The sequence below is a fragment of the Serratia sp. EC4 genome (assembly GCF_059652115.1).
In genome coordinates this window covers 1-18,054 of sequence record NZ_JBNIDE010000008.1, presented here as the reverse complement: position 1 = coordinate 18,054, position 18,054 = coordinate 1, and the positions used below count along the sequence as shown (strand labels likewise).

The following is an 18,054-nucleotide window of genomic DNA, read 5'->3' as shown; positions in this document are numbered from 1 at the left end:
CATATTCAAATTTCCTGACAGAGGGATGTGATGGCCAGAGATCGGGCGCTCACGCTTGAGGCGCTGAGAGTGATGGATGCGATCGACCGGCGTGGCAGTTTCGCCGCGGCCGCCGACGAATTGGGCCGGGTGCCGTCGGCGCTCAGCTACACCATGCAAAAATTGGAAGAAGAATTGGACGTGGTGCTGTTCGACCGTTCGGGCCACCGCACCAAGTTCACCAACGTCGGGCGCATGTTGCTGGAGCGCGGGCGGGTGCTGCTGGAAGCGGCCGATAAGCTGACCACCGACGCCGAGGCGCTGGCGCGTGGTTGGGAAACCCACCTGACCATCGTCAGTGAAGCGCTGTCGCCGCCGAGCCTGCTGTTCCCGCTGGTGGACAAGCTGGCGCTGAAGGCCAATACCCAGGTGTCGATTTTCACCGAAGTGCTGGCGGGCGCCTGGGAGCGGCTGGAACAGGGGCGCGCCGACATTGTGATCGCGCCGGACATGCATTTTCGCGCGTCGTCGGAGATCAACACCCGCAAACTGTACAAGGTCATGAGCGTTTATGTCGCCGCGCCGGATCATCCTATCCACCAGGAGCCGGAGCCGTTGTCCGAGGTGACCCGCGTGAAATACCGCGGCATCGCGGTGGCGGATACCGCTCGCGAGCGCCCGGTGTTGACCGTACAGCTGCTGGACAAGCAACAGCGCCTGACGGTGAGCACCATTGAAGACAAACGTCTGGCGCTGCTGGCCGGGTTGGGGGTGGCGACCATGCCGTATCCGATGGTGGAGAAAGATATCGAAGCCGGCCGGCTGCGCGTGGTGGGGCCGGAATACAGCCGCGAAGCCGACATCATCATGGCCTGGCGGCGCGACAGCATGGGGGAGGCGAAGGCCTGGTTCCTGCGCGAAATTCCGCGCCTGTTCGCGCAGCGTTAACGTCGGTGGGATGACATCCCCTTGCCGGGCGGCAAGGGGATTTTTTTCGCCTTAACCGAAGCGCTGGTCGCGGCCGTGCGGCTCGTCCAGATCCTGCGCCGGCCCGATGGAAATGATGCCGTGCGGGTTGATGGTGGCGTGGCTGCGGTAGTAGTGGTTGCGAATGTGCGGCAGGCTGACCGTCTCGGCGATGCCCGGCATCTGATAGATGTCGCGCAGGAAGCCGTACAGGTTCAGATAGTCGCTGATGCGGTGTTTGTCGCATTTGAAGTGGGTGACGTACACCGGATCGAAACGCACCAGCGTGGTCCACAGACGCAGGTCGGCTTCGGTCAGCCGATCGCCGGTCAGGTAGCGATGTTGCCCCAGGATCTGCTCAAGGCGCTCCAGCGCGTTGAATACCCCGTTGACCGCTTCGTCATAGGCTTCCTGGCTGGTGGCGAAACCGGCCTTGTACACGCCGTTGTTCACTTGATCGTAAATCCAGCCGTTCAGCTCATCGATCTTGCCGCGCAGATCGGTCGGGTAGTAGTCCCCAGCCCGAGCGCCGACGCCGTCAAACGCGCTGTTGAACATGCGGATGATGTCGGCGGATTCGTTGCTGACGATGGTTTGCCGCTGTTTATCCCACAGCACCGGCACGGTCACGCGCCCGCTGTAGTGCGGGTCTGCCCGCAGGTAGATCTGGTACAGGAAGTCGGCGTGATACAGCGGATCGCCGGTGGTTTCAGGAAAATCCTGGCCGAAGGTCCAGCCGTTTTCCAGCATCAGCGGGTGCACCACCGAGACCGGAATGATCTGCTCCAGCCCTTTCAATTTGCGCATCAGCAGCGTGCGGTGAGCCCAGGGGCAGGCGAGAGAAACGTACAGGTGATAACGGCCCGCTCCGGCCTGGAAGCCGCCCGCGCCGTGTTCGCCGGGCTGACCGTCGGCGGTCACCCAATTGCGAAACTGAGCGGTTGAACGTTTGAAACGGCCGCCGGTAGATTTCGTGTCATACCAGATGTCTTGCCAAACGCCATCGACGAGTTGTCCCATGGGAATCTCCTTGGTGTCCGAGTGAAAAACGACAGGGCCCGGCATGCCGGGCCCTGAATGACAGTTTAGATTACCATTTCTTGTTCAGAAGACGGTCGATGCTGAAGCCGCCCGGGCCTGCGACCGCCAATACGATGAAGCCGCCGGCGATGGTCAGGTTTTTCATGAACATCAGCTGGTTTACGCCTTCCGCAAAATCAGTGTGGAACAGCAGCGCGGTCAGGATGGTGAAACCGGCAGTGAACAGCGCCACGGTGCGGGTCAGGAAGCCGAACAGGATCGCCAGACCGCCGCCAAACTCCAGCAGAATGGTCAGCGGCAGCAAGAAGCCAGGCACGCCCATCGATTGCATGTACTGTTGAGTTCCGGCGTAAGCGTCACCCATTTTGCCGTAGCCTGCCACGATAAACAGGATTGGCATCAGGATACGAGCAACCAGCAAACCTGCATCTTCTAATTTTTTCATCATCTACTCCAAAGTGTTTTTGTGTGCCTGTTCGGCGGTAGTCATATCAACGGGCGGCGTAGCGGGTCTCTGACCCTGTCCGCTCCGTATCGTATTGATGGAGTGAATGTTAAGCGGGAAGTGCTCAGGTTGTTAGCAAGTAAAACTGTCGTAATTTTTCAAAAAATCTGAATCTTTAGCGTGCTAATAAAATACCGCCGATCAGCAGGTTGCCCGGCCCCGGGGTTAGACGCGTTGTATCAAGGCAGAAAATGCGGGCAGAGCAACAGGAGGTTTGAAGGAAAGGCTAAGTGGCTTACTTGGAGGAAAACGTCTTTTTAAACAGTCGAATAGCGCTCCAGGCGCCGAAAGCACGACGCGACCAGCGGATCATCTTGCTGGGGTGGCGGATGCCGTACAGCGCCATGACGCTGGAACCGAGTACCAGATAGCGGCGCAGGCCAAACACTGTCTGCCAGCCGCGGTCAATGCGTTCGGTCTTTTCCAGCCACAAAGACTTGTGTTCGGCCAGATCCAGACGCTGTTGCTGGATCTGGCGAATCAGCCTCTCTTTTTTCCATTCCAGGTAGCGGCGGCGGCTCATGGTTCGCGCTCCAGTTCGGCGCGGTCGAGTTCCAACTGCTTGCGCGTGGCGCCCAGCAGCGTGGTGCGACGAGCCTTGACCAGCGTCCAGATGGTGCCGACCACGGCCAGGAACAGCAGCACGCCGGTTGTTGCGCCCAGCGCCACCAGCCGGTAGACCGGATCGATGGCCCAGAAGATCAGGATCAGCAGGCTCATCAAACCGAAGGCGGTGAACAGCAGCGTCATGCCGGCCATGATCAGCAGCTGAATGAGGTTGGCTTTCTCCTCTTCCAGCTCGACTACCGCCAGCCGGACACGGGTTTCCACCATGCCGACCAGGATCGTGATGATGCGCTGACCGATATCCAGGACCCCTTTGGCGGGGCCCTGCGCGCGAACTTGCGGTTGTTCAGCCATGATTAACGACGCGCGAGCAGCACGCCCAGCACCACGCCGACCGCCGCGCCGATACCGATGCCGGTCCACGGGTTGTCGCGCACGTAGTCGTCGGCCTGGCCGGCGATCTGTTTGGTTTGCGAAGCCAGCTTGTCACCGGCGTCGCTCAGGCGAGCGCGGGTCTCTTTCAGCGCGCCTTCCGCTTTCGAACGCAGCTTCTCCAACTCGGCTTTCGGCTTGTCGGTGGAGGAGTTCAGCACTTCCTCCAGCGTATCGGCTAAGGACTTCAGTTCAGCGCGTAAGTTTTCTGCATTTGAATCATGTGCCATGTGATTATTCCTTAACGTTTATTTCGACAGACTTTTAACATAGCGGATTTTTTCGCCGGAGCAAAGGGGTGATGGTCAGCAGATAACACCAGACATCAATTCCATATGCTTAAGAAATCCCGTGCGATGGGGCTCTCATCGACAAATCCGCTGGTATAAAAAATTATTCCGCCTGGGCGCGTTTCAGCTCAGCCTGCGCTTCCGTCAGCTTTTGCTGTTTCTTGGCGACCTTGTCCAGCTTGCCGGTTTGCTGCGCTTCTTTCAGCTCCTGCCGGCGCTCGTCGACCTTGCGCTGTTTCTCTGCGATGTTTTTCTGGCGTTCGGCCTGCAGGCCGGCTTCGGTGCAGTGGGTCTGCACTTCGCTCAGCGCTTTTTTCAGCCCTTCCACGCGGCGGGTGTTGCCGTGTTGGGTGGCGTAGTCAATTTGCTGCTGGATGTCTTGCGCTTTGGCGGCGCAGCCGCCCTCAGCGGCCGAAGCGAGCGCCGGCAGTGTGCAGAGTGGCAACAGCAGTAACAGTGAGTGGCGTAATTTCATCTTTCAGTTCCTTTTCATGAGATGCCTGAACAGGCATCCGCTTTCCTGGCTGCCGAAGGCGGCAGCACGAGAGGAGGGCGTTCATCGCCGGCTGAAGTTACCCTTCAGCATAGTCATGAAACCGGCGAGCCCCCAAAGAATCAGCCGTGACCCAGTGCTGACTGATTAATTCTTGAGCTAATCGATGCGAATGAAAATGAAGATAATGGCAATGAAAGGAAACCCCTTCATATGAAGGGGGATTATCCCAGATTGAGCGGGGAACGCGCAAATTCGCGCACCCAATGCGACGGCACGGGGGACTCGCTCAATGCGATGTGGTAACCGGGCGGCAGAATGGTTTGCAACGCTTCGCGCGCCAGCAATTGCTGCTCCGGCGAATCCAGACGGATGACCAGGCCATCGCCTTCCGGCGTAATGCTTTTGATGCGGATGCCGCGTTCATCCAGGCGCTGGTAGACATAAAAGCCGTCGGGCAGCGACAGCCCTTGCTGGCTGGCGCGGATGCGCAGCTCGCTCTCGGTGCGCACCATACAGGGCACCAACAGCGTCGCCAACGCCAGCAGGGCGAGCGCGATCATCAGGACGTATTGCCAGCGCGGGCGCTTTGCTGTCACGCCCCTTTCCCCGGGTTCTGGCTGTTGGCGCGCTTCTTGCGCCACAACACGATCAGCGAGCCGACCAGCCCGACCACCAGCAATACCAGCGGCAGCATCATCAGGCAGAACATCAGCTGATCTTCATACTTGCGGAACACCGGAGTTTTCCCCAGGGCGAAGCCCAGCGTCGTCAGGATCAAGACCCACAGCAGGCCGCTCATCCAGTTGAAGAACTGGAAGCGTGCGTTGCTCAGGCCGGACAGGCCGGCGATGGTCGGCAGCAGGGTGCGCACGAAGGCCAGGAAGCGGCCGACCAGCAGGGCGGAAAGGCCGTGACGGTGGAACAGGTTATGTGCACGCTGATGGTAGTGGGCCGGCAGATGCGAAAGCCAGCCTTGCACCGTTCGCGTATTGCCGAGCCACCGGCCTTGTATATAACTGACCCAGCACCCCAGGCTGGCGGCGACGGTCAGGATAACGATGGTCAATGGGAAGCCCATGGTGCCTTTGGCGATCAGCACGCCGACCAGGATCAGCAGGCTGTCACCCGGCAGGAAAGCGGCCGGCAGCAGGCCGTTCTCCAAAAACAGGATCATGAACAGCAGGATGTAGAGGGTCCACACCAACGAAGGGTTCGCCAGCGTCTCAAAATCCTGCTGCCATAAGGCATGTATCAGTTCTTTAATGATGTCCATCCGGTGTTCCTAAAACGTCATTGTTTATTTTTATCTCAGCGGCGGAGCGGGCGTGAGCTGAAAGCGCGCGGCGATCCTGAGTGCTGATAACGATGAAACGGCGTTGCTTTAAGGTTTCTAAGCGGTGCGACACCGGTCATAGGTGGTAAGTCAGCGTGCCACGGTACTGCATGTTGCTTTCTTTCCAACCGGCCTGGCGACTCTGTTGCCTGGAAGCGTCCAGCATCCAGTCGACCTGGGCAAGCCGGTTGGGGGCCGGGGTGTCCTGGCGGGGGAAGCGAATTCGGTAACCCGGCTCTGCGGCCAGGGTATAGACCGGCGCCGGCAGGGAGGATGCGAGCAGCGAACCGGAGAAAGAGTGCGCTCTGGGCAGCAGCAGCGGCAACTTGCCGGGGGCTTTGCGGCGCGCTTCGGCCGGCGCCCGATACACATGATCATAGGGGGAAAGCGCCGGCTCCGCCAGCAGCGGCAGGCTGCTCAGCGCGCTGGGGGTTGGCTTGGGTGACGCCACGCATAGCTGTTGGCCGGAGACCGAACCGGTCCAGCAGAAAACAGCAATCAGCATGGCAAACAACCAGCGCATTTATTCGCGTCCCGCCCCCGCAGCAATGGGTAAAAAAGTGGGCTAACTCTACCAAAATAGCACGATTGGCAACAGGGAAATCTACGTTGCCGACGGTGAAATAGTACACGGCAAACGGCGGTTCCGGCATCGATTCAGCGGATTTTACATTACCTGACATAAGCCGACGGTTTTTGACCGCCGTGGCTATTTCGGCTCGTGGTTCACGCCATCCAGATGCACCACCGGATTCTCGGCGAACAGGTAGCGATCGGCGTTGTATTCGAAGTCATCGCTGGTGGCGTTGAACAGCATCTGTTTGGTGTTTTCCAGGTGCTGCCACATCGCCAGTTTGGCGGCGTAAGGATCTTTGCGCATCAGCGCCTTGAGGATCTGATCGTGATCGTCGCACCAGCTGGCGATCGAGCGTTCGTCGATATGCTCGTGCAGCTTTTTCCAGTAAGGGTTGTTGACCCGTTGCACCCACATTTTTTCCACGATGGTGGCCATGGCGGTGTTCTGGGTGGCCAGCGCCACCTGCACGTGGAACTTCAGATCCCACTGCGAGTCGCGGAAGCGATCCTCTTTACGGGCGTGCTCCTGGATCTCCATCAACTGCACGATATCTTGTTTGGTCACCTGGGTGGCGGCGAATTCGGCGATGTTGCTTTCTATCAGCTGGCGCGCCTGCAGCAGCTCAAACGGGCCGGCGGTGGCGAACTCGATGCTGTCGCCCGGCACCACCAGGTGCTTTTGCTGGTTGGACACCACGTGGATCCCGGATCCTTTGCGCACGTCCACATAGCCTTCCACCTCCAGCATGATGATCGCTTCGCGCACCACGGTGCGGCTGACATTCATCTCTTCGGCGATGTATCGCTCGGCCGGCAGCTTGTCGCCTACCGGGTAGCGGCCGCTTTCGATGCGTTGCTTGAGCTCGGCGGCCAGTTGCTGATACAGGCGTCTGGTTTCGGTGAATTCCATAGTGAATGCTCTATACGGTGCGGTGGGAAGGGGCGCGTGGCCATCGGATTTGTTATACCACTTATTCGGCACCGCTGCCAGAGGAGCAAGAGGCCCGGCGCGGCGGCCGGGCGGCGGGATCAGCTGCGCGCCGGGGCAGGCTGCAGCGTGGCCGGCTGCGTTTCGGCGGCCGGGCGGTTTTGCAACACCGTCCAGATGACGATGGCGCCGAGAATGTCGAAGACCGACAGCGCGGCGAACAGCGGGCTGAAGCCGAGGGTGTCCGCCAGGGCGCCGACCACCAGGGCGAACAGTGTGCTGGCTGTCCAGGCCGCCATGCCGGTCAACCCGTTGGCGGTCGCCACCTCATTGCGGCCGAATACGTCGGAAGAGAGGGTAATCAACGCGCCGGACAGCGCCTGATGGGCGAAGCCGCCGACGCACAGCAGCGCGATAGCCGCGTAAGGGCTGGTGAACAGGCCGATCATGCCGGGGCCGATCATCAACACCGCACCCATCGTCACCACCAGCTTGCGTGAGACGATCAGATTAACCTTGAAATACTTCTGGAACAGCGGCGGCAGGTAGCCGCCGACGATGCAGCCGAGATCGGCGAACAGCATCGGCATCCAGGCGAACATGGCAATCTCTTTCAGATTAAAACCGTAGGCCTTGAACATGAACAGCGGGATCCAGGCGTTGAAGGTGCCCCAGGCCGGTTCCGCCAGAAAGCGCGGCAGCGCGATGCCCCAGAACTGGCGGTTGCGCACGATCTGCCAGGCGGACATCTTTTTGGCGTTAGAGGTCTGGTGCTGCGCTTCCTGGCCTTCGAGGATGTAACGGCGCTCTTCCTGGCTCAGTTTCTTTTGATCTTTCGGGTGTTTGTAGAACAGCAGCCAACAAATGGCCCAGATCAGGCTCAGCACGCCGGTGATGATGAACGCCATTTCCCAGCTGTGCGCCACGATGGCCCATACCACCAGCGGCGGGGCGATCATGCCGCCGATCGATGAACCCACGTTGAAATAACCGACGGCGATCGAACGCTCTTTGGCCGGAAACCACTCGCTGCTGGCCTTCAGCCCGGCGGGGATCATCGCCGCCTCGGCCATGCCGACCGCGCCGCGCGCCAGCGCCAGGCCGCCCCAGCTGTTGGCCAGCGCGGTGCCCATGCAGAACAGCGCCCACAGAATGGCGAACATGGCGTAACCGACCTTGGTGCCCAGCACGTCCAGCACATAGCCCGCCACCGGTTGCATCACGGTGTAGCAGGCGGAATAGGCGGCGACGATATAGGAATACTGTTGGGTGGTGATGTGCAGCGTATCTTCCAGCGTCGGCGCCGCGACGGCGATGGCGTTGCGGGTCAGGTAGCCCAGCACGGTGCCGATGGTCACCAGTCCGATCATGTACCAGCGTAACCCTTTAATTTTACGCATCCGAAATGTCTCCCCGTTTGAAGGTGTGGCCGTCGATGCGGCTGGCGAGACAATAACCTGTCATACAGGTTTAAAAGTTGAGTGATATCACAAAAGGAATTATTCGCCTGAGCGATACTGTGGCCGGTGAAATAGGGCATTTTTGCCGGTAAATTGAGCGAAAAAGGGCGTGGAGAGAGGATGAACAGCAGACATCGGGAAAAATCTGCTGGACGCTAGTTAAAATTGGTGTGATAACTTTTGTGATTCGAACCCCGTGCCGCACGGCAAGTAAGGAGCCCGAGATGGCGACGTTTTTGAGCGAAGATTTCCTGCTGGACAGCGAATTTGCCCGGCGCTTGTATCACGATTATGCGGCGCCGCAGCCGATTTTCGATTATCACTGCCATTTGCCGCCGCAGCAGATCGCGGAGAATACCCGCTTCAGCAACCTGTACGATATCTGGCTGCGGGGCGATCACTACAAATGGCGGGCGATGCGCACTAACGGCGTGGCGGAGCGGTTATGCACCGGCGATGCGGGCGATCGCGAGAAATTCGACGCCTGGGCCGCCACGGTGCCGCATACCATCGGCAACCCGCTCTATCACTGGACGCATCTGGAGCTGCGTCGGCCGTTCGGCATCACCGGCACGCTGCTGTCGCCGGCCACGGCGGATGAGATCTGGCAGCGCGGTAATGCGCTATTGGCGCAGGATGCGTTTCGCGCGCGCGGCATCATGCAGCAGATGAACGTGAAAATGGTCGGCACCACCGACGATCCGATCGACGATCTGCGCCACCATCGGGCGATCGCCGACGATCGTGGCTTCGATATCAAGGTATTGCCGAGCTGGCGGCCGGACAAGGCTTTCACCATCGATGCGCCCGGCTTCAACGACTATCTGCGGCAGCTGGAGGCGGCGGCGGACACCGCCATCGGCCGCTTCAGCACGCTGTGCGACGCGCTGTACAAGCGCATGGATCACTTCGCCGCCCACGGTTGCAAGGTGGCCGATCATGCGCTGGACGTGGTGGTGTTCGGCGAGGCCGATGAAGCGACGTTGGATGCGATCCTGCTGCGCCGCCTGAACGGCGAGCTGCCGACGCCGGAACAGAGCGCCCAGTTCAAAAGCGCGGTGCTGCTGTTCCTGGCCGGCGAATACCGGCGCCGCGGCTGGGTGCAACAGTATCACATCGGCGCGCTGCGCAATAACAACAGCCGCATGCTGGCCGCCGTCGGGCCGGATATCGGCTTCGACTCGATCAACGATCGGCCGCTGGCGGAACCGCTGTCGCGGCTGCTGGATGCCCAGGCGCGGCAGGGGGGCCTGCCGAAAACCATTCTCTACTGCCTCAACCCGCGCGATAACGAAGTAATCGGCACCATGATCGGCAATTTCCAGGGGGAAGGCACGCCGGGCAAGATGCAGTTCGGCTCCGGCTGGTGGTTCAACGATCAGAAGGACGGCATGCAGCGCCAAATGACGCAGCTGGCGCAGCTCGGGCTGCTGAGCCGCTTCGTCGGCATGCTGACCGACAGTCGCAGCTTCCTGTCGTATACGCGCCATGAATACTTCCGCCGTATCCTTTGCCAGATGATCGGTCGTTGGGTGGCGGACGGCGAAGCGCCGGCGGATATCGCGCTGCTGGGCGAGATGGTGAAAAACATCTGCTTCGACAACGCCAAAGACTATTTCGCCATTGAACTGGCGTAGCCGTTATCCGGGACCGGTTTATGCAAAGTACGATAAAGATTCATGAGCAGGATAACGTGGCGGTGGCGCTGCGCGATCTGGCTGCCGGAGAGTGCGTTGAGCTGGAAGGCGCGGTCATCCAACTGGCGCAGCCGGTGGCGCGCGGGCACAAATTTGCGCTCGGCCCGATCGCCGAGGGCGAAGACATCATCAAATACGGCCAGCCGATCGGCCATGCGCTCGCGGCCATTGCGCCTGGGGAGCACATTCATTCGCAAAACGTCAAAACCAACCTGAGCGATCTGGACAGCTACCGTTACCAGCCGCAGTTCCCGACGTTGCCGCCGCAGGCGGCGGATCGCGAGGTGCAGCTGTACCGCCGGGCCGGCGGCGAAGTGGGGATCCGCAACGAGCTGTGGATCGTGCCGACCGTCGGCTGCGTCAACGGCATCGCCCGTCAGATCCAACAGCGCTTTTTGCAGCAAACGCAGGCGGACGGGATCGACGGCGTTCACCTGTTCAGCCATCCGTTCGGCTGCTCGCAGCTGGGGCAGGATCATGCCAATACTCGCATCATGCTGCAAAATCTGGCGCGCCATCCCAACGCCGGCGCGGTGCTGGTGATCGGGCTGGGTTGCGAGAACAATCAGGTGGATGCCTTTCGCGCCACGTTGGGGATAGAGGACGAGCGGCGGCTGCGCTTTATGGTGTGCCAACAACAGGACGACGAAGTGGAGGCCGGGCTGGCGCTGTTGCACGAGCTGTACCGGGAGATGCGCCACGATCGCCGCGAGCCGGGCCGCCTGAGCGAGCTGAAGTTCGGCCTGGAGTGCGGCGGTTCGGACGGATTGTCGGGTATCACCGCCAACCCGCTGCTGGGGCGGTTCTCCGATTATGCGATCGCCAACGGCGGCACCACGGTGCTGACCGAAGTGCCGGAGATGTTCGGCGCCGAGCGCATTCTGATGAGCCGCTGTCGCGATGGGGAGACCTTCGGCAAAACCGTCGACATGATCAACGATTTCAAACGCTATTTCATTGCCCATCAGCAGCCGATTTATGAGAATCCGTCGCCGGGCAACAAGGCCGGTGGCATCACCACGCTGGAGGAGAAGTCGCTTGGCTGCACCCAAAAGGCGGGGCTAAGCCAGGTGGTGGACGTGTTGAAATACGGCGAGCGGCTGCGCGTGCCGGGGCTGAATCTGCTCAGCGCGCCAGGCAACGATGCGGTGGCGACCAGCGCGCTGGCCGGCGCCGGCTGTCATATGGTGCTGTTCAGCACCGGGCGCGGCACGCCGTACGGCGGCTTTGTGCCGACGGTGAAGTTGGCGACCAACAGCGAGCTGGCGGCGAAGAAACCGCACTGGATCGATTTCGACGCCGGCGGCCTGGTTCACGGCGTGGCGATGGAGACGTTGCTCAGCCGCTTCATCGACCTGATTGTCGAGATCGCCAACGGGCGTCCGGCGCGTAATGAAACCAACGACTTCCGCGAGCTGGCGATATTTAAAAGCGGGGTGACGCTGTAAGGCTGATAAAAAAGGCGCTCGAGGGAGCGCCTTTTTGATGAGGCAAGGCGGGGTTAACGCACCTTCAGCGGGTCTTCGTTCGCCAGCCGCTGGTCTTCCGCCTGGCAGGCCGCGGCGGTGAACAGCACGTCGGTGGAGGAGTTGAGGGCGGTTTCCGCCGAATCCTGCAGCACGCCGATGATAAAGCCGACCGCCACCACCTGCATCGCCACGTCGTTCGGAATGCCGAACATGTTGCACGCCAGCGGGATCAGCAGCAGCGAGCCGCCGGCCACGCCGGAGGCGCCGCAGGCGCAGAGGGCGGCCACCACGCTCAGCAACAGGGCGGTCGGGACGTCTACCGCGATGCCCAGCGTGTTTACTGCCGCCAGCGTCAGCACGGTGATGGTGATCGCCGCGCCGGCCATGTTGATGGTGGCGCCCAGCGGGATGGAAACCGAGTAGGTGTCCTCATTCAGGTTCAGCTTTTTGCACAGCTCCATGTTCACCGGGATGTTGGCGGCGGAGCTGCGGGTGAAGAAGGCGGTCACGCCGCTCTCGCGCAGGCAGGCGAACACCAGCGGATACGGGTTGCGGCGGATCTTCCAGTACACGATCAGCGGGTTGAGCACCAGCGCTACCAGCAGCATGCAGCCGATTAACACCATCAGCAGTTGCGCATAGCCCCACAGCGCGCCGAAGCCGGTTTCCGCCAGCGTAGAGGCCACCAGGCCGAAGATGCCGAGCGGCGCACAGCGGATCACCGCGCGCACCACCAGCGTGACCGCATGGGACATGTCGTTGATCAGCCCCTTGGTGGTCTCGGAAGCGTGGCGCAGCGCCAGCCCCAGCCCGACGGCCCACGCCAGAATGCCGATGTAGTTGGCGTTAATCAGCGCATGGAACGGGTTGGCCACCACGCTCATCAACAGGCCCTTCATCACCTCCACAATGCCGCCCGGCGGGGTAATGTCGGTCGCGCCGGTGGTCAGCGCCAGCGTGGAAGGGAAGATAAAGCTGACGACGACCGCCACCAGCGCTGCGGCGAAGGTGCCCAGCAGGTAGAGGAACAGGATCGGGCGAATGTTGGTTTTCTGCCCCTGTTTATGGTTGGCGATCGAGGCCATCACCAGAATCAGCACCAGCACCGGCGCCACCGCTTTCAGCGCGCCGACGAACAGGGAACCGAGCAGGCCGACCGCCGCCGCGGCCGCCGGCGAAACCAGCGCCACCAGAATGCCGGCCACCAGGCCGGCCATGATTTGTTTGACCAGGCTGCCCTGCGTGATCTTTTGTAGTAGTTTTTGCATAGTGCTTTCTTCCTGATGTTATCTGGCCGCCGCGGCGGGAACGACGCCGGGCAGCTTTATATGATTCTGTAACTAAGTGTGTTTGCCGAATCAGTATTCAGCAATCGAATGAGGTTGGAAAGAGGCGAGGGTGAAATTCTGAGCGCGGATCAACACTTGATAACATACTGGTTACATTTGTGTGATCGCAATAACGTTTGGCGTTTTGGGGGAATTGCCAAACAATCGCGGGGCGGCTAGCGCCCCGGATAACAGATTATGGTTATTTCTTCGCCAGGCGATCGTTGCGGCGATTGACCCAGGCGTTGATCAGCAAGGTGAGCGTCAGGATGCCCGCCACCACGCCGAGCGATATGCCGATCGGGATGTGGAAGAAGTCGATTATCAGCATCTTGATACCGATAAACACCAGGATCACCGACAGGCCGTATTTCAGCATCGAGAAACGTTCCGCCACGTTGGCCAGCAGGAAGTACATGGCGCGCAGGCCCATGATGGCGAACAGGTTAGAGGTCAGCACGATGAACGGATCGGTGGTCACGGCGAAGATCGCCGGAATGCTGTCCACCGCGAAAATCACGTCGCTCAGTTCCACCAGGATCAGCACCAGCACCAGCGGGGTGGCGAACAGGATGCCGTTGCGGCGCACGAAGAAACGCTCGCCTTCCAGGCTGTCGGTCATGCGCAAGCGGCTGCGCAGCCATTTCACCAGCGGTTTGTCGCCGATCGCCGAGTCATCTTCCTTCGCCAGCGCCATTTTAATACCGGTGAACAACAGGAAAGCGCCGAACAGATACAGCAGCCACTGGAACTGGCTGACCAGCCAGCTGCCGGCGAAGATCATGATGGTGCGCAGCACGATTGCGCCCAGCACGCCGTAGATCAGCACCCGCCGTTGCAGGTTGGCCGGCACGGCGAAGTAGCTGAACAGCATCAGCCAGACGAACACATTATCTACCGCCAGCGCTTTTTCGATCAGGTAACCGGTCAGGAAGGCCAGCGCCTGGGTATCGGCGACGGCGCGCCCGGCGGTTTCATTCAGGTAGTACCAGAAACCGAAGTTGAACAGCAGGGAGAGGCTGACCCACACCAGCGACCAACTGGCTGCCTGCTTCATAGTCATGGTGTGCGCGCCTTTACGGCCCTGCAACAGGAGATCGATTGCGAGCATCACGACTATGACGGCGGCGAAGCTGCCCCATAACCACGGTGTGCCAACGGAATTCATCATCAGAGGTATCCTTCAAAAACAAAAACGGCCAACGTCGGAAGACGCCAGCCGCTCTGTGAACGCTGCAAGCAAACCTCGCCTTCCGGCAAGGTCTCACTTACAACGTTGATGAAGGTGGTTACACCTTTGACATCAGGTTGCCCGGTAACCGGATGCTTGCGCATCGTAATGACGATTGACCGGCAATGAAGTTACTCCCCTTTGCAGAGCAGAAAGTAATGCAAAATGTGTCGGCGGTCAACGTGAATCGCGTTAGCCGGCCAACGCTTTTTGCGCGCCCAGGCTGACGACGAATCCCTGCAGCAGCAGGCGGCTGAACGGCGTGTCGCTAACCTGTTGTTGTTGCTGGTGGTAGCGGGCTTGCTGCTCGGGATGCAGCTCGCCGAGCCACTGCAGATACTGGCTCATCACCGCGCCGTTGAATTCCGGGTGGAACTGGGTGGTCAGGGCATGATCGCCATAGCGCAGGATCTGGTGCGCGTCCTGCTGCGAACGCGCCAGCGTCTGCGCGCCGGCGGGCGGCGTGAGCACGCTCTGCGAGTGGATCAGATTGGCTTTGAAGCGCGGCGGCAGCAGGGTGAGCCGCCGATCGTCGGCCGCGGCGGGCAGCAGTTCGATCTCCAGCGTGCCGACTTCCATGCCCTGCGGATGGTAACCCACTTCGCCGCCGAGCGCGTAGGCCAACAGCTGATGGCCGTAGCAGACGCCGAACAGCGGCAGTTTGATCGCCATCGCCTGGCGCAGCCACTCGGCGGCCTCCTCGCTCCACGGCAGCCGTTCGGTCACCATCGCCGGCGAGCCGGTGATGACCACGCCGCAATAGGCGGCCGGCGGCAACGGCCGTTCGCCGGCGGGCAGATGCACGATGTGCGCGCGTTCGGCGTCGATATTCCCCTGTTGCAGGAACATGCCTTCAAAGTTTGCCAATTCCTGACGAATGGCCTGCGGCGCGTCGCCGGTTTGCATCACGAGCAGCGGTTTCATCTCATTCTCCGTCGGCGGGGAAGACGACGCCGGTCTGGCGGCGGATATCGGTCAGCAGGCGGGCGACGATCAGCGAATTCTCCAGCCCCGGATGTTCCACCTGACGCTTCTCAACCAACTCGGCGAAGGCCAGCGCCTCATACAGCATGGTGTTGATGTGCTGCGGCTGGCTCAGATCCTGGCGGTTGCCGCCGCGCGGCGTCAGCGCCACGCCCTGGCACTCGGAGATTTTGTCGATAATCAGCGTGCCTTCTTCTCCCTGGATCTCGCTGGGGATCGCCGAGTCGCTGACCTTGGAATGGGAAAGCGTGACGTCGAAATCGCCGTAGTTCAGGCAGACGGTGCCGTGGGCGTCCACACCGGTATCGAGCAGCGTGGCGCTGGCGAGCACCGACTGCGGCGCGCCGAACAGCGCCACCGCGCTGGCCAGGCAGTAGTAGCCGATGTCCATGATCGAGCCGTTGGAGAACTGCGGATTAAACGTGTTGGGGTTCTCGCCGGCCAGGTAGCGCGGGTAGCGCGAAGAGTATTGGCAATAGTTGATGAAGGCTTTGCGCAGCCGGCCGATTTTCGGCAATGCCTGTTGCAGCGCCAGAAAATTCGGCAGATAGGCGCTTTTGAACGCCTCGAACAGCACCACCTGGTTTTCCCGCGCGCAGGCTACCAGCTGTTCCGCTTCGCGCTGGTTGGAGGCCAGCGGTTTTTCGCAGATCACATGCTTTTTATGGCGCAGGAACAGCAGCGATTGCGGGCAGTGCAGGGAGTTGGGGCTGGCGATATACACCGCGTCTATGGCGTCGGACTGGGCCATCGCCTCGAGAGAGTCGAAAAACTGCGTGACCTGATAGTTGGCGCCAAACGCCTGCGCCTGTTCCAGCGAGCGTGAATACACGGCGCTCAACTTGAGTTTGCCGCTTTCATGGGCGGCATCGATAAAACGTTCCGTAATCCAGTTGGTGCCGACGACGGCAAAGCGAATCATGGCGAGCTCCGGTCCAGCCTAAAACCGCAGATTATCACGCCCTCACGCGCTATGCATACAGCTCGCCGAACAGCGAAAGGTGCGTCAGATACAGCCGGGTATCGAACTCCAACTGGTGGTAATCCGGCTCCATATGGCAGCACAGGCTGTAGAACGCCTTGTTGTGATCTTTCTCTTTCAGGTGCGCCAGCTCATGCACCACGATCATGCGCAGGAACGGTTCGGGCGCGACCTTGAACACCGTCGCCACGCGGATTTCCGCCTTGGCCTTCAGCTTGCCGCCCTGCACGCGCGAGATAGCGGTATGCAGGCCGAGCGCGTGCTTCATGACGTGGATCTTGCTGTCGTAGGCCACCTTGCTCAGCGGCTGGGCGTTGCGCAGATACTGGTTTTTCAGATCGACGGTAAACTGATACAGCGATTTGTCGGTGGTGCAGTCGTGCACCTGCGGATAGCGCTGCAGCAGCACGTCCCCCAGCCGATTCTGATGGATCAGTTGCTGCACCTGGCTTTGCAGATGCGTTGGGTAGCCTTGCAGGTAGGTCAATTCAGACATTCTTGTTCCGTATCAACGGCCATTCAGCCGGTCATTCTATGCTGTTTTTTCGCTCAAATCCTGACATACGCAATTTATCCGAAAAAACATTTTACTGACGGGCGTTTTTAGGGGATAAACAGCCCAAATTTTATCAGTCAGGAGGGGCAATGAGCCAACTCGATCTGGGAACACAGCAACTTGAGCTGGAGCGTTATCCCCAACAGGAAGAATCCACCCAACTTCAGGCGTGGGAAGCGGCGGACGAATATCTGCTGCAACAGCTTGAAAACGTAGATATCGGCGGCCGCCCGGTGCTGATTTTCAACGATAACTTCGGCACCCTGGCCTGTGCGTTGCACGCGCATCGCCCTTACAGCGTCAGCGATTCGTACATGAGCCAGCTGGCGACGCGCCACAACCTCAAGCTCAACGGTCTGGATCCCGAGCAGATCACGCTGCTGGACAGCCTGGCCGAGCTGCCGGCGGCGCCGGCGGTGGTGCTGATTCGCGTGCCGAAAGCGCTGGCGCTGCTGGAACAGCAGCTGCGCGCGCTGCGCCACGTCGTGACCGAAGACACGCTGATCGTTGCCGGCGCCAAAGCGCGCGACGTGCACACCTCGACGATGCAGCTGTTTGAAAAAGTGCTGGGCCCAACGCGCACCAGCCTGGCGTGGAAGAAGGCGCGCCTGATCTTCTGCCAGGCGGCGGACATCGTTCCGCCGGCGGCAGCGGAAACCACCAACTGGACGCTGGACGGCACCGATTGGCTGATCCACAACCACGCCAACGTCTTCTCGCGCGGCAGCCTGGATATCGGCGCGCGCCTGTTTATGGAGCATCTGCCGCGCGGCTTGAACGGCCATATCGTCGATCTGGGCTGCGGCAACGGCGTGATTGGTTTGACGGCGCTGGCGCAAAACCCGGAAGCGCAGGTGACCTTTGTCGATGAATCTTACATGGCGGTGGCCTCCAGCGAGCTGAACGTGGAGCACAACCTGCCGCAAGAGCTGGATCGCTGTCAGTTTGAGGTGAACAACGCGCTGGCGGGCATCGAGCGCGAAAGCGTGCAGGCGGTGCTGTGCAACCCGCCGTTCCACCAGCAACACGCCATTACCGATCACACCGCCTGGCAGATGTTCTGCGACGCCAAGCGCTGCCTGCAGGTGGGCGGCGAATTGCGCATCGTCGGCAACCGTCACCTCGACTACCATCAGAAACTCAAGCGCCTGTTCGGCAACTGCACGCTGGTGGCCTCGAACAAGAAGTTCGTGATCCTTCGAGCGGTGAAATCCGGCGCGCGTCGCTGAGCGTG

Annotated in this window: 20 protein-coding genes; 4 read left to right on the top strand and 16 right to left on the bottom strand. The window is 60.6% G+C overall.

All coding sequences use genetic code 11. From position 1 onward, the window contains the following. Nucleotides 1-30 precede the first annotated feature (30 nt). Nucleotides 31-927, top strand: a complete 897-nt coding sequence (locus ACP39K_RS19200) for a LysR family transcriptional regulator (protein ID WP_004937113.1) — start codon at nt 31-33, stop codon at nt 925-927. A 51-nt stretch (nt 928-978) separates the two neighbouring features. Here ACP39K_RS19200 and ACP39K_RS19195 read toward each other — a convergent pair whose 3' ends face one another. From ACP39K_RS19195 to ACP39K_RS19145, 11 genes are all read right to left on the bottom strand, one after another. Further along, entirely contained in the window at nt 979-1,965 is a 987-nt protein-coding gene (locus ACP39K_RS19195) for a glutathione S-transferase family protein (RefSeq protein WP_497008766.1), read from the bottom strand. A gap of 70 nt (nt 1,966-2,035) precedes the next feature. Then, a complete protein-coding gene (locus ACP39K_RS19190; protein ID WP_016930186.1) occupies nt 2,036-2,431 on the bottom strand; it encodes a DoxX family protein in 396 nt (131 codons plus the stop codon). Nucleotides 2,432-2,726: 295 nt separating this feature from the next. Continuing rightward, a complete protein-coding gene (locus tag ACP39K_RS19185; RefSeq protein ID WP_016930185.1) occupies nt 2,727-3,014 on the bottom strand; it encodes a YqjK-like family protein in 288 nt (95 codons plus the stop codon). Beyond that, nucleotides 3,011-3,412: a phage holin family protein gene (locus ACP39K_RS19180; RefSeq protein WP_015379160.1), complete on the bottom strand. Its 402-nt coding sequence runs from the start codon at nt 3,410-3,412 to the stop codon at nt 3,011-3,013. The genes ACP39K_RS19185 and ACP39K_RS19180 overlap by 4 nt, the downstream gene beginning before the upstream one ends. 2 nt (nt 3,413-3,414) lie before the next feature. Continuing rightward, complete coding sequence (locus ACP39K_RS19175) at nt 3,415-3,720, bottom strand: ElaB/YgaM/YqjD family protein (RefSeq protein ID WP_004937125.1); 306 nt, start codon at nt 3,718-3,720, stop codon at nt 3,415-3,417. A 163-nt stretch (nt 3,721-3,883) separates the two neighbouring features. Continuing rightward, complete coding sequence (locus ACP39K_RS19170; RefSeq protein ID WP_048794645.1) at nt 3,884-4,255, bottom strand: DUF1090 domain-containing protein; 372 nt, start codon at nt 4,253-4,255, stop codon at nt 3,884-3,886. A 242-nt stretch (nt 4,256-4,497) separates the two neighbouring features. Continuing rightward, entirely contained in the window at nt 4,498-4,872 is a 375-nt protein-coding gene (gene mzrA / locus ACP39K_RS19165) for an EnvZ/OmpR regulon moderator MzrA (RefSeq protein ID WP_004937130.1), read from the bottom strand. After that, the gene (locus tag ACP39K_RS19160; RefSeq protein WP_004937132.1) at nt 4,869-5,549 is read right to left on the bottom strand and encodes a DedA family protein; all 681 of its coding nucleotides are present in this window, start codon (nt 5,547-5,549) and stop codon (nt 4,869-4,871) included. The genes mzrA and ACP39K_RS19160 overlap by 4 nt, the downstream gene beginning before the upstream one ends. Nucleotides 5,550-5,685: 136 nt before the next feature. Beyond that, nucleotides 5,686-6,132: a hypothetical protein gene (locus tag ACP39K_RS19155; protein ID WP_004937135.1), complete on the bottom strand. Its 447-nt coding sequence runs from the start codon at nt 6,130-6,132 to the stop codon at nt 5,686-5,688. 186 nt (nt 6,133-6,318) lie between these two features. Continuing rightward, on the bottom strand, nt 6,319-7,095 hold the full coding sequence (exuR, locus tag ACP39K_RS19150) for a transcriptional regulator ExuR (RefSeq protein WP_004937137.1): 777 nt from the start codon (nt 7,093-7,095) through the stop codon (nt 6,319-6,321). A 119-nt stretch (nt 7,096-7,214) separates the two neighbouring features. Further along, a complete protein-coding gene (locus tag ACP39K_RS19145; RefSeq protein ID WP_015379157.1) occupies nt 7,215-8,513 on the bottom strand; it encodes an MFS transporter in 1,299 nt (432 codons plus the stop codon). Between the two features lie 284 nt (nt 8,514-8,797). On the opposite strand from ACP39K_RS19145, the gene uxaC reads away from it, so the two are divergent. Both uxaC and ACP39K_RS19135 read left to right on the top strand, forming a co-directional pair. Then, on the top strand, nt 8,798-10,210 hold the full coding sequence (gene uxaC / locus ACP39K_RS19140; RefSeq protein ID WP_060445065.1) for a glucuronate isomerase: 1,413 nt from the start codon (nt 8,798-8,800) through the stop codon (nt 10,208-10,210). A gap of 20 nt (nt 10,211-10,230) precedes the next feature. Then, nucleotides 10,231-11,718, top strand: coding sequence for a UxaA family hydrolase (locus ACP39K_RS19135; protein ID WP_033639314.1), 1,488 nt, complete (start codon nt 10,231-10,233; stop codon nt 11,716-11,718). A 53-nt stretch (nt 11,719-11,771) separates the two neighbouring features. On the opposite strand, the gene sstT is transcribed toward ACP39K_RS19135, so the two are convergent. The 5 genes from sstT to ACP39K_RS19110 all read right to left on the bottom strand — a co-directional run bounded on the left by sstT (nt 11,772) and on the right by ACP39K_RS19110 (nt 16,760). Further along, nucleotides 11,772-13,007 carry a serine/threonine transporter SstT gene (gene sstT, locus ACP39K_RS19130; RefSeq protein ID WP_033639315.1) on the bottom strand — a complete coding sequence of 412 codons (1,236 nt, stop codon included), beginning with the start codon at nt 13,005-13,007 and terminating at the stop codon, nt 11,772-11,774. Between the two features lie 262 nt (nt 13,008-13,269). After that, on the bottom strand, nt 13,270-14,238 hold the full coding sequence (locus ACP39K_RS19125; RefSeq protein ID WP_016930179.1) for a TerC family protein: 969 nt from the start codon (nt 14,236-14,238) through the stop codon (nt 13,270-13,272). Nucleotides 14,239-14,490: 252 nt separating this feature from the next. Then, entirely contained in the window at nt 14,491-15,222 is a 732-nt protein-coding gene (locus tag ACP39K_RS19120) for a glutamine amidotransferase (RefSeq protein ID WP_033639317.1), read from the bottom strand. 1 nt (nt 15,223) lies between these two features. Continuing rightward, nucleotides 15,224-16,204, bottom strand: coding sequence for a Gfo/Idh/MocA family protein (locus ACP39K_RS19115; protein ID WP_025304343.1), 981 nt, complete (start codon nt 16,202-16,204; stop codon nt 15,224-15,226). 49 nt (nt 16,205-16,253) lie between these two features. Further along, a complete protein-coding gene (locus ACP39K_RS19110; RefSeq protein ID WP_004937154.1) occupies nt 16,254-16,760 on the bottom strand; it encodes a M48 metallopeptidase family protein in 507 nt (168 codons plus the stop codon). Nucleotides 16,761-16,909: 149 nt separating this feature from the next. Here ACP39K_RS19110 and rlmG point away from each other — a divergent pair, with 149 nt between their 5' ends. Next, a complete protein-coding gene (gene rlmG / locus ACP39K_RS19105; RefSeq protein WP_048794640.1) occupies nt 16,910-18,049 on the top strand; it encodes a 23S rRNA (guanine(1835)-N(2))-methyltransferase RlmG in 1,140 nt (379 codons plus the stop codon). The last annotated feature ends 5 nt before the right edge of the window (nt 18,050-18,054 follow it).

Excerpts from the sequence above, each read along its gene's own strand:
- ACP39K_RS19200 (WP_004937113.1), top strand. The coding sequence starts at position 31 with ATGGCCAGAGATCGGGCGCTCACGCTTGAGGCGCTGAGAGTGATGGAT.
- ACP39K_RS19195 (WP_497008766.1), bottom strand. The coding sequence starts at position 1,965 with ATGGGACAACTCGTCGATGGCGTTTGGCAAGACATCTGGTATGACACG.
- ACP39K_RS19190 (WP_016930186.1), bottom strand. The coding sequence starts at position 2,431 with ATGAAAAAATTAGAAGATGCAGGTTTGCTGGTTGCTCGTATCCTGATG.
- ACP39K_RS19185 (WP_016930185.1), bottom strand. The coding sequence starts at position 3,014 with ATGAGCCGCCGCCGCTACCTGGAATGGAAAAAAGAGAGGCTGATTCGC.
- ACP39K_RS19180 (WP_015379160.1), bottom strand. The coding sequence starts at position 3,412 with ATGGCTGAACAACCGCAAGTTCGCGCGCAGGGCCCCGCCAAAGGGGTC.
- ACP39K_RS19175 (WP_004937125.1), bottom strand. The coding sequence starts at position 3,720 with ATGGCACATGATTCAAATGCAGAAAACTTACGCGCTGAACTGAAGTCC.
- ACP39K_RS19170 (WP_048794645.1), bottom strand. The coding sequence starts at position 4,255 with ATGAAATTACGCCACTCACTGTTACTGCTGTTGCCACTCTGCACACTG.
- ACP39K_RS19160 (WP_004937132.1), bottom strand. The coding sequence starts at position 5,549 with ATGGACATCATTAAAGAACTGATACATGCCTTATGGCAGCAGGATTTT.
- ACP39K_RS19155 (WP_004937135.1), bottom strand. The coding sequence starts at position 6,132 with ATGCGCTGGTTGTTTGCCATGCTGATTGCTGTTTTCTGCTGGACCGGT.
- exuR (WP_004937137.1), bottom strand. The coding sequence starts at position 7,095 with ATGGAATTCACCGAAACCAGACGCCTGTATCAGCAACTGGCCGCCGAG.
- ACP39K_RS19145 (WP_015379157.1), bottom strand. The coding sequence starts at position 8,513 with ATGCGTAAAATTAAAGGGTTACGCTGGTACATGATCGGACTGGTGACC.
- uxaC (WP_060445065.1), top strand. The coding sequence starts at position 8,798 with ATGGCGACGTTTTTGAGCGAAGATTTCCTGCTGGACAGCGAATTTGCC.
- ACP39K_RS19135 (WP_033639314.1), top strand. The coding sequence starts at position 10,231 with ATGCAAAGTACGATAAAGATTCATGAGCAGGATAACGTGGCGGTGGCG.
- sstT (WP_033639315.1), bottom strand. The coding sequence starts at position 13,007 with ATGCAAAAACTACTACAAAAGATCACGCAGGGCAGCCTGGTCAAACAA.
- ACP39K_RS19125 (WP_016930179.1), bottom strand. The coding sequence starts at position 14,238 with ATGATGAATTCCGTTGGCACACCGTGGTTATGGGGCAGCTTCGCCGCC.
- ACP39K_RS19120 (WP_033639317.1), bottom strand. The coding sequence starts at position 15,222 with ATGAAACCGCTGCTCGTGATGCAAACCGGCGACGCGCCGCAGGCCATT.
- ACP39K_RS19115 (WP_025304343.1), bottom strand. The coding sequence starts at position 16,204 with ATGATTCGCTTTGCCGTCGTCGGCACCAACTGGATTACGGAACGTTTT.
- ACP39K_RS19110 (WP_004937154.1), bottom strand. The coding sequence starts at position 16,760 with ATGTCTGAATTGACCTACCTGCAAGGCTACCCAACGCATCTGCAAAGC.
- rlmG (WP_048794640.1), top strand. The coding sequence starts at position 16,910 with ATGAGCCAACTCGATCTGGGAACACAGCAACTTGAGCTGGAGCGTTAT.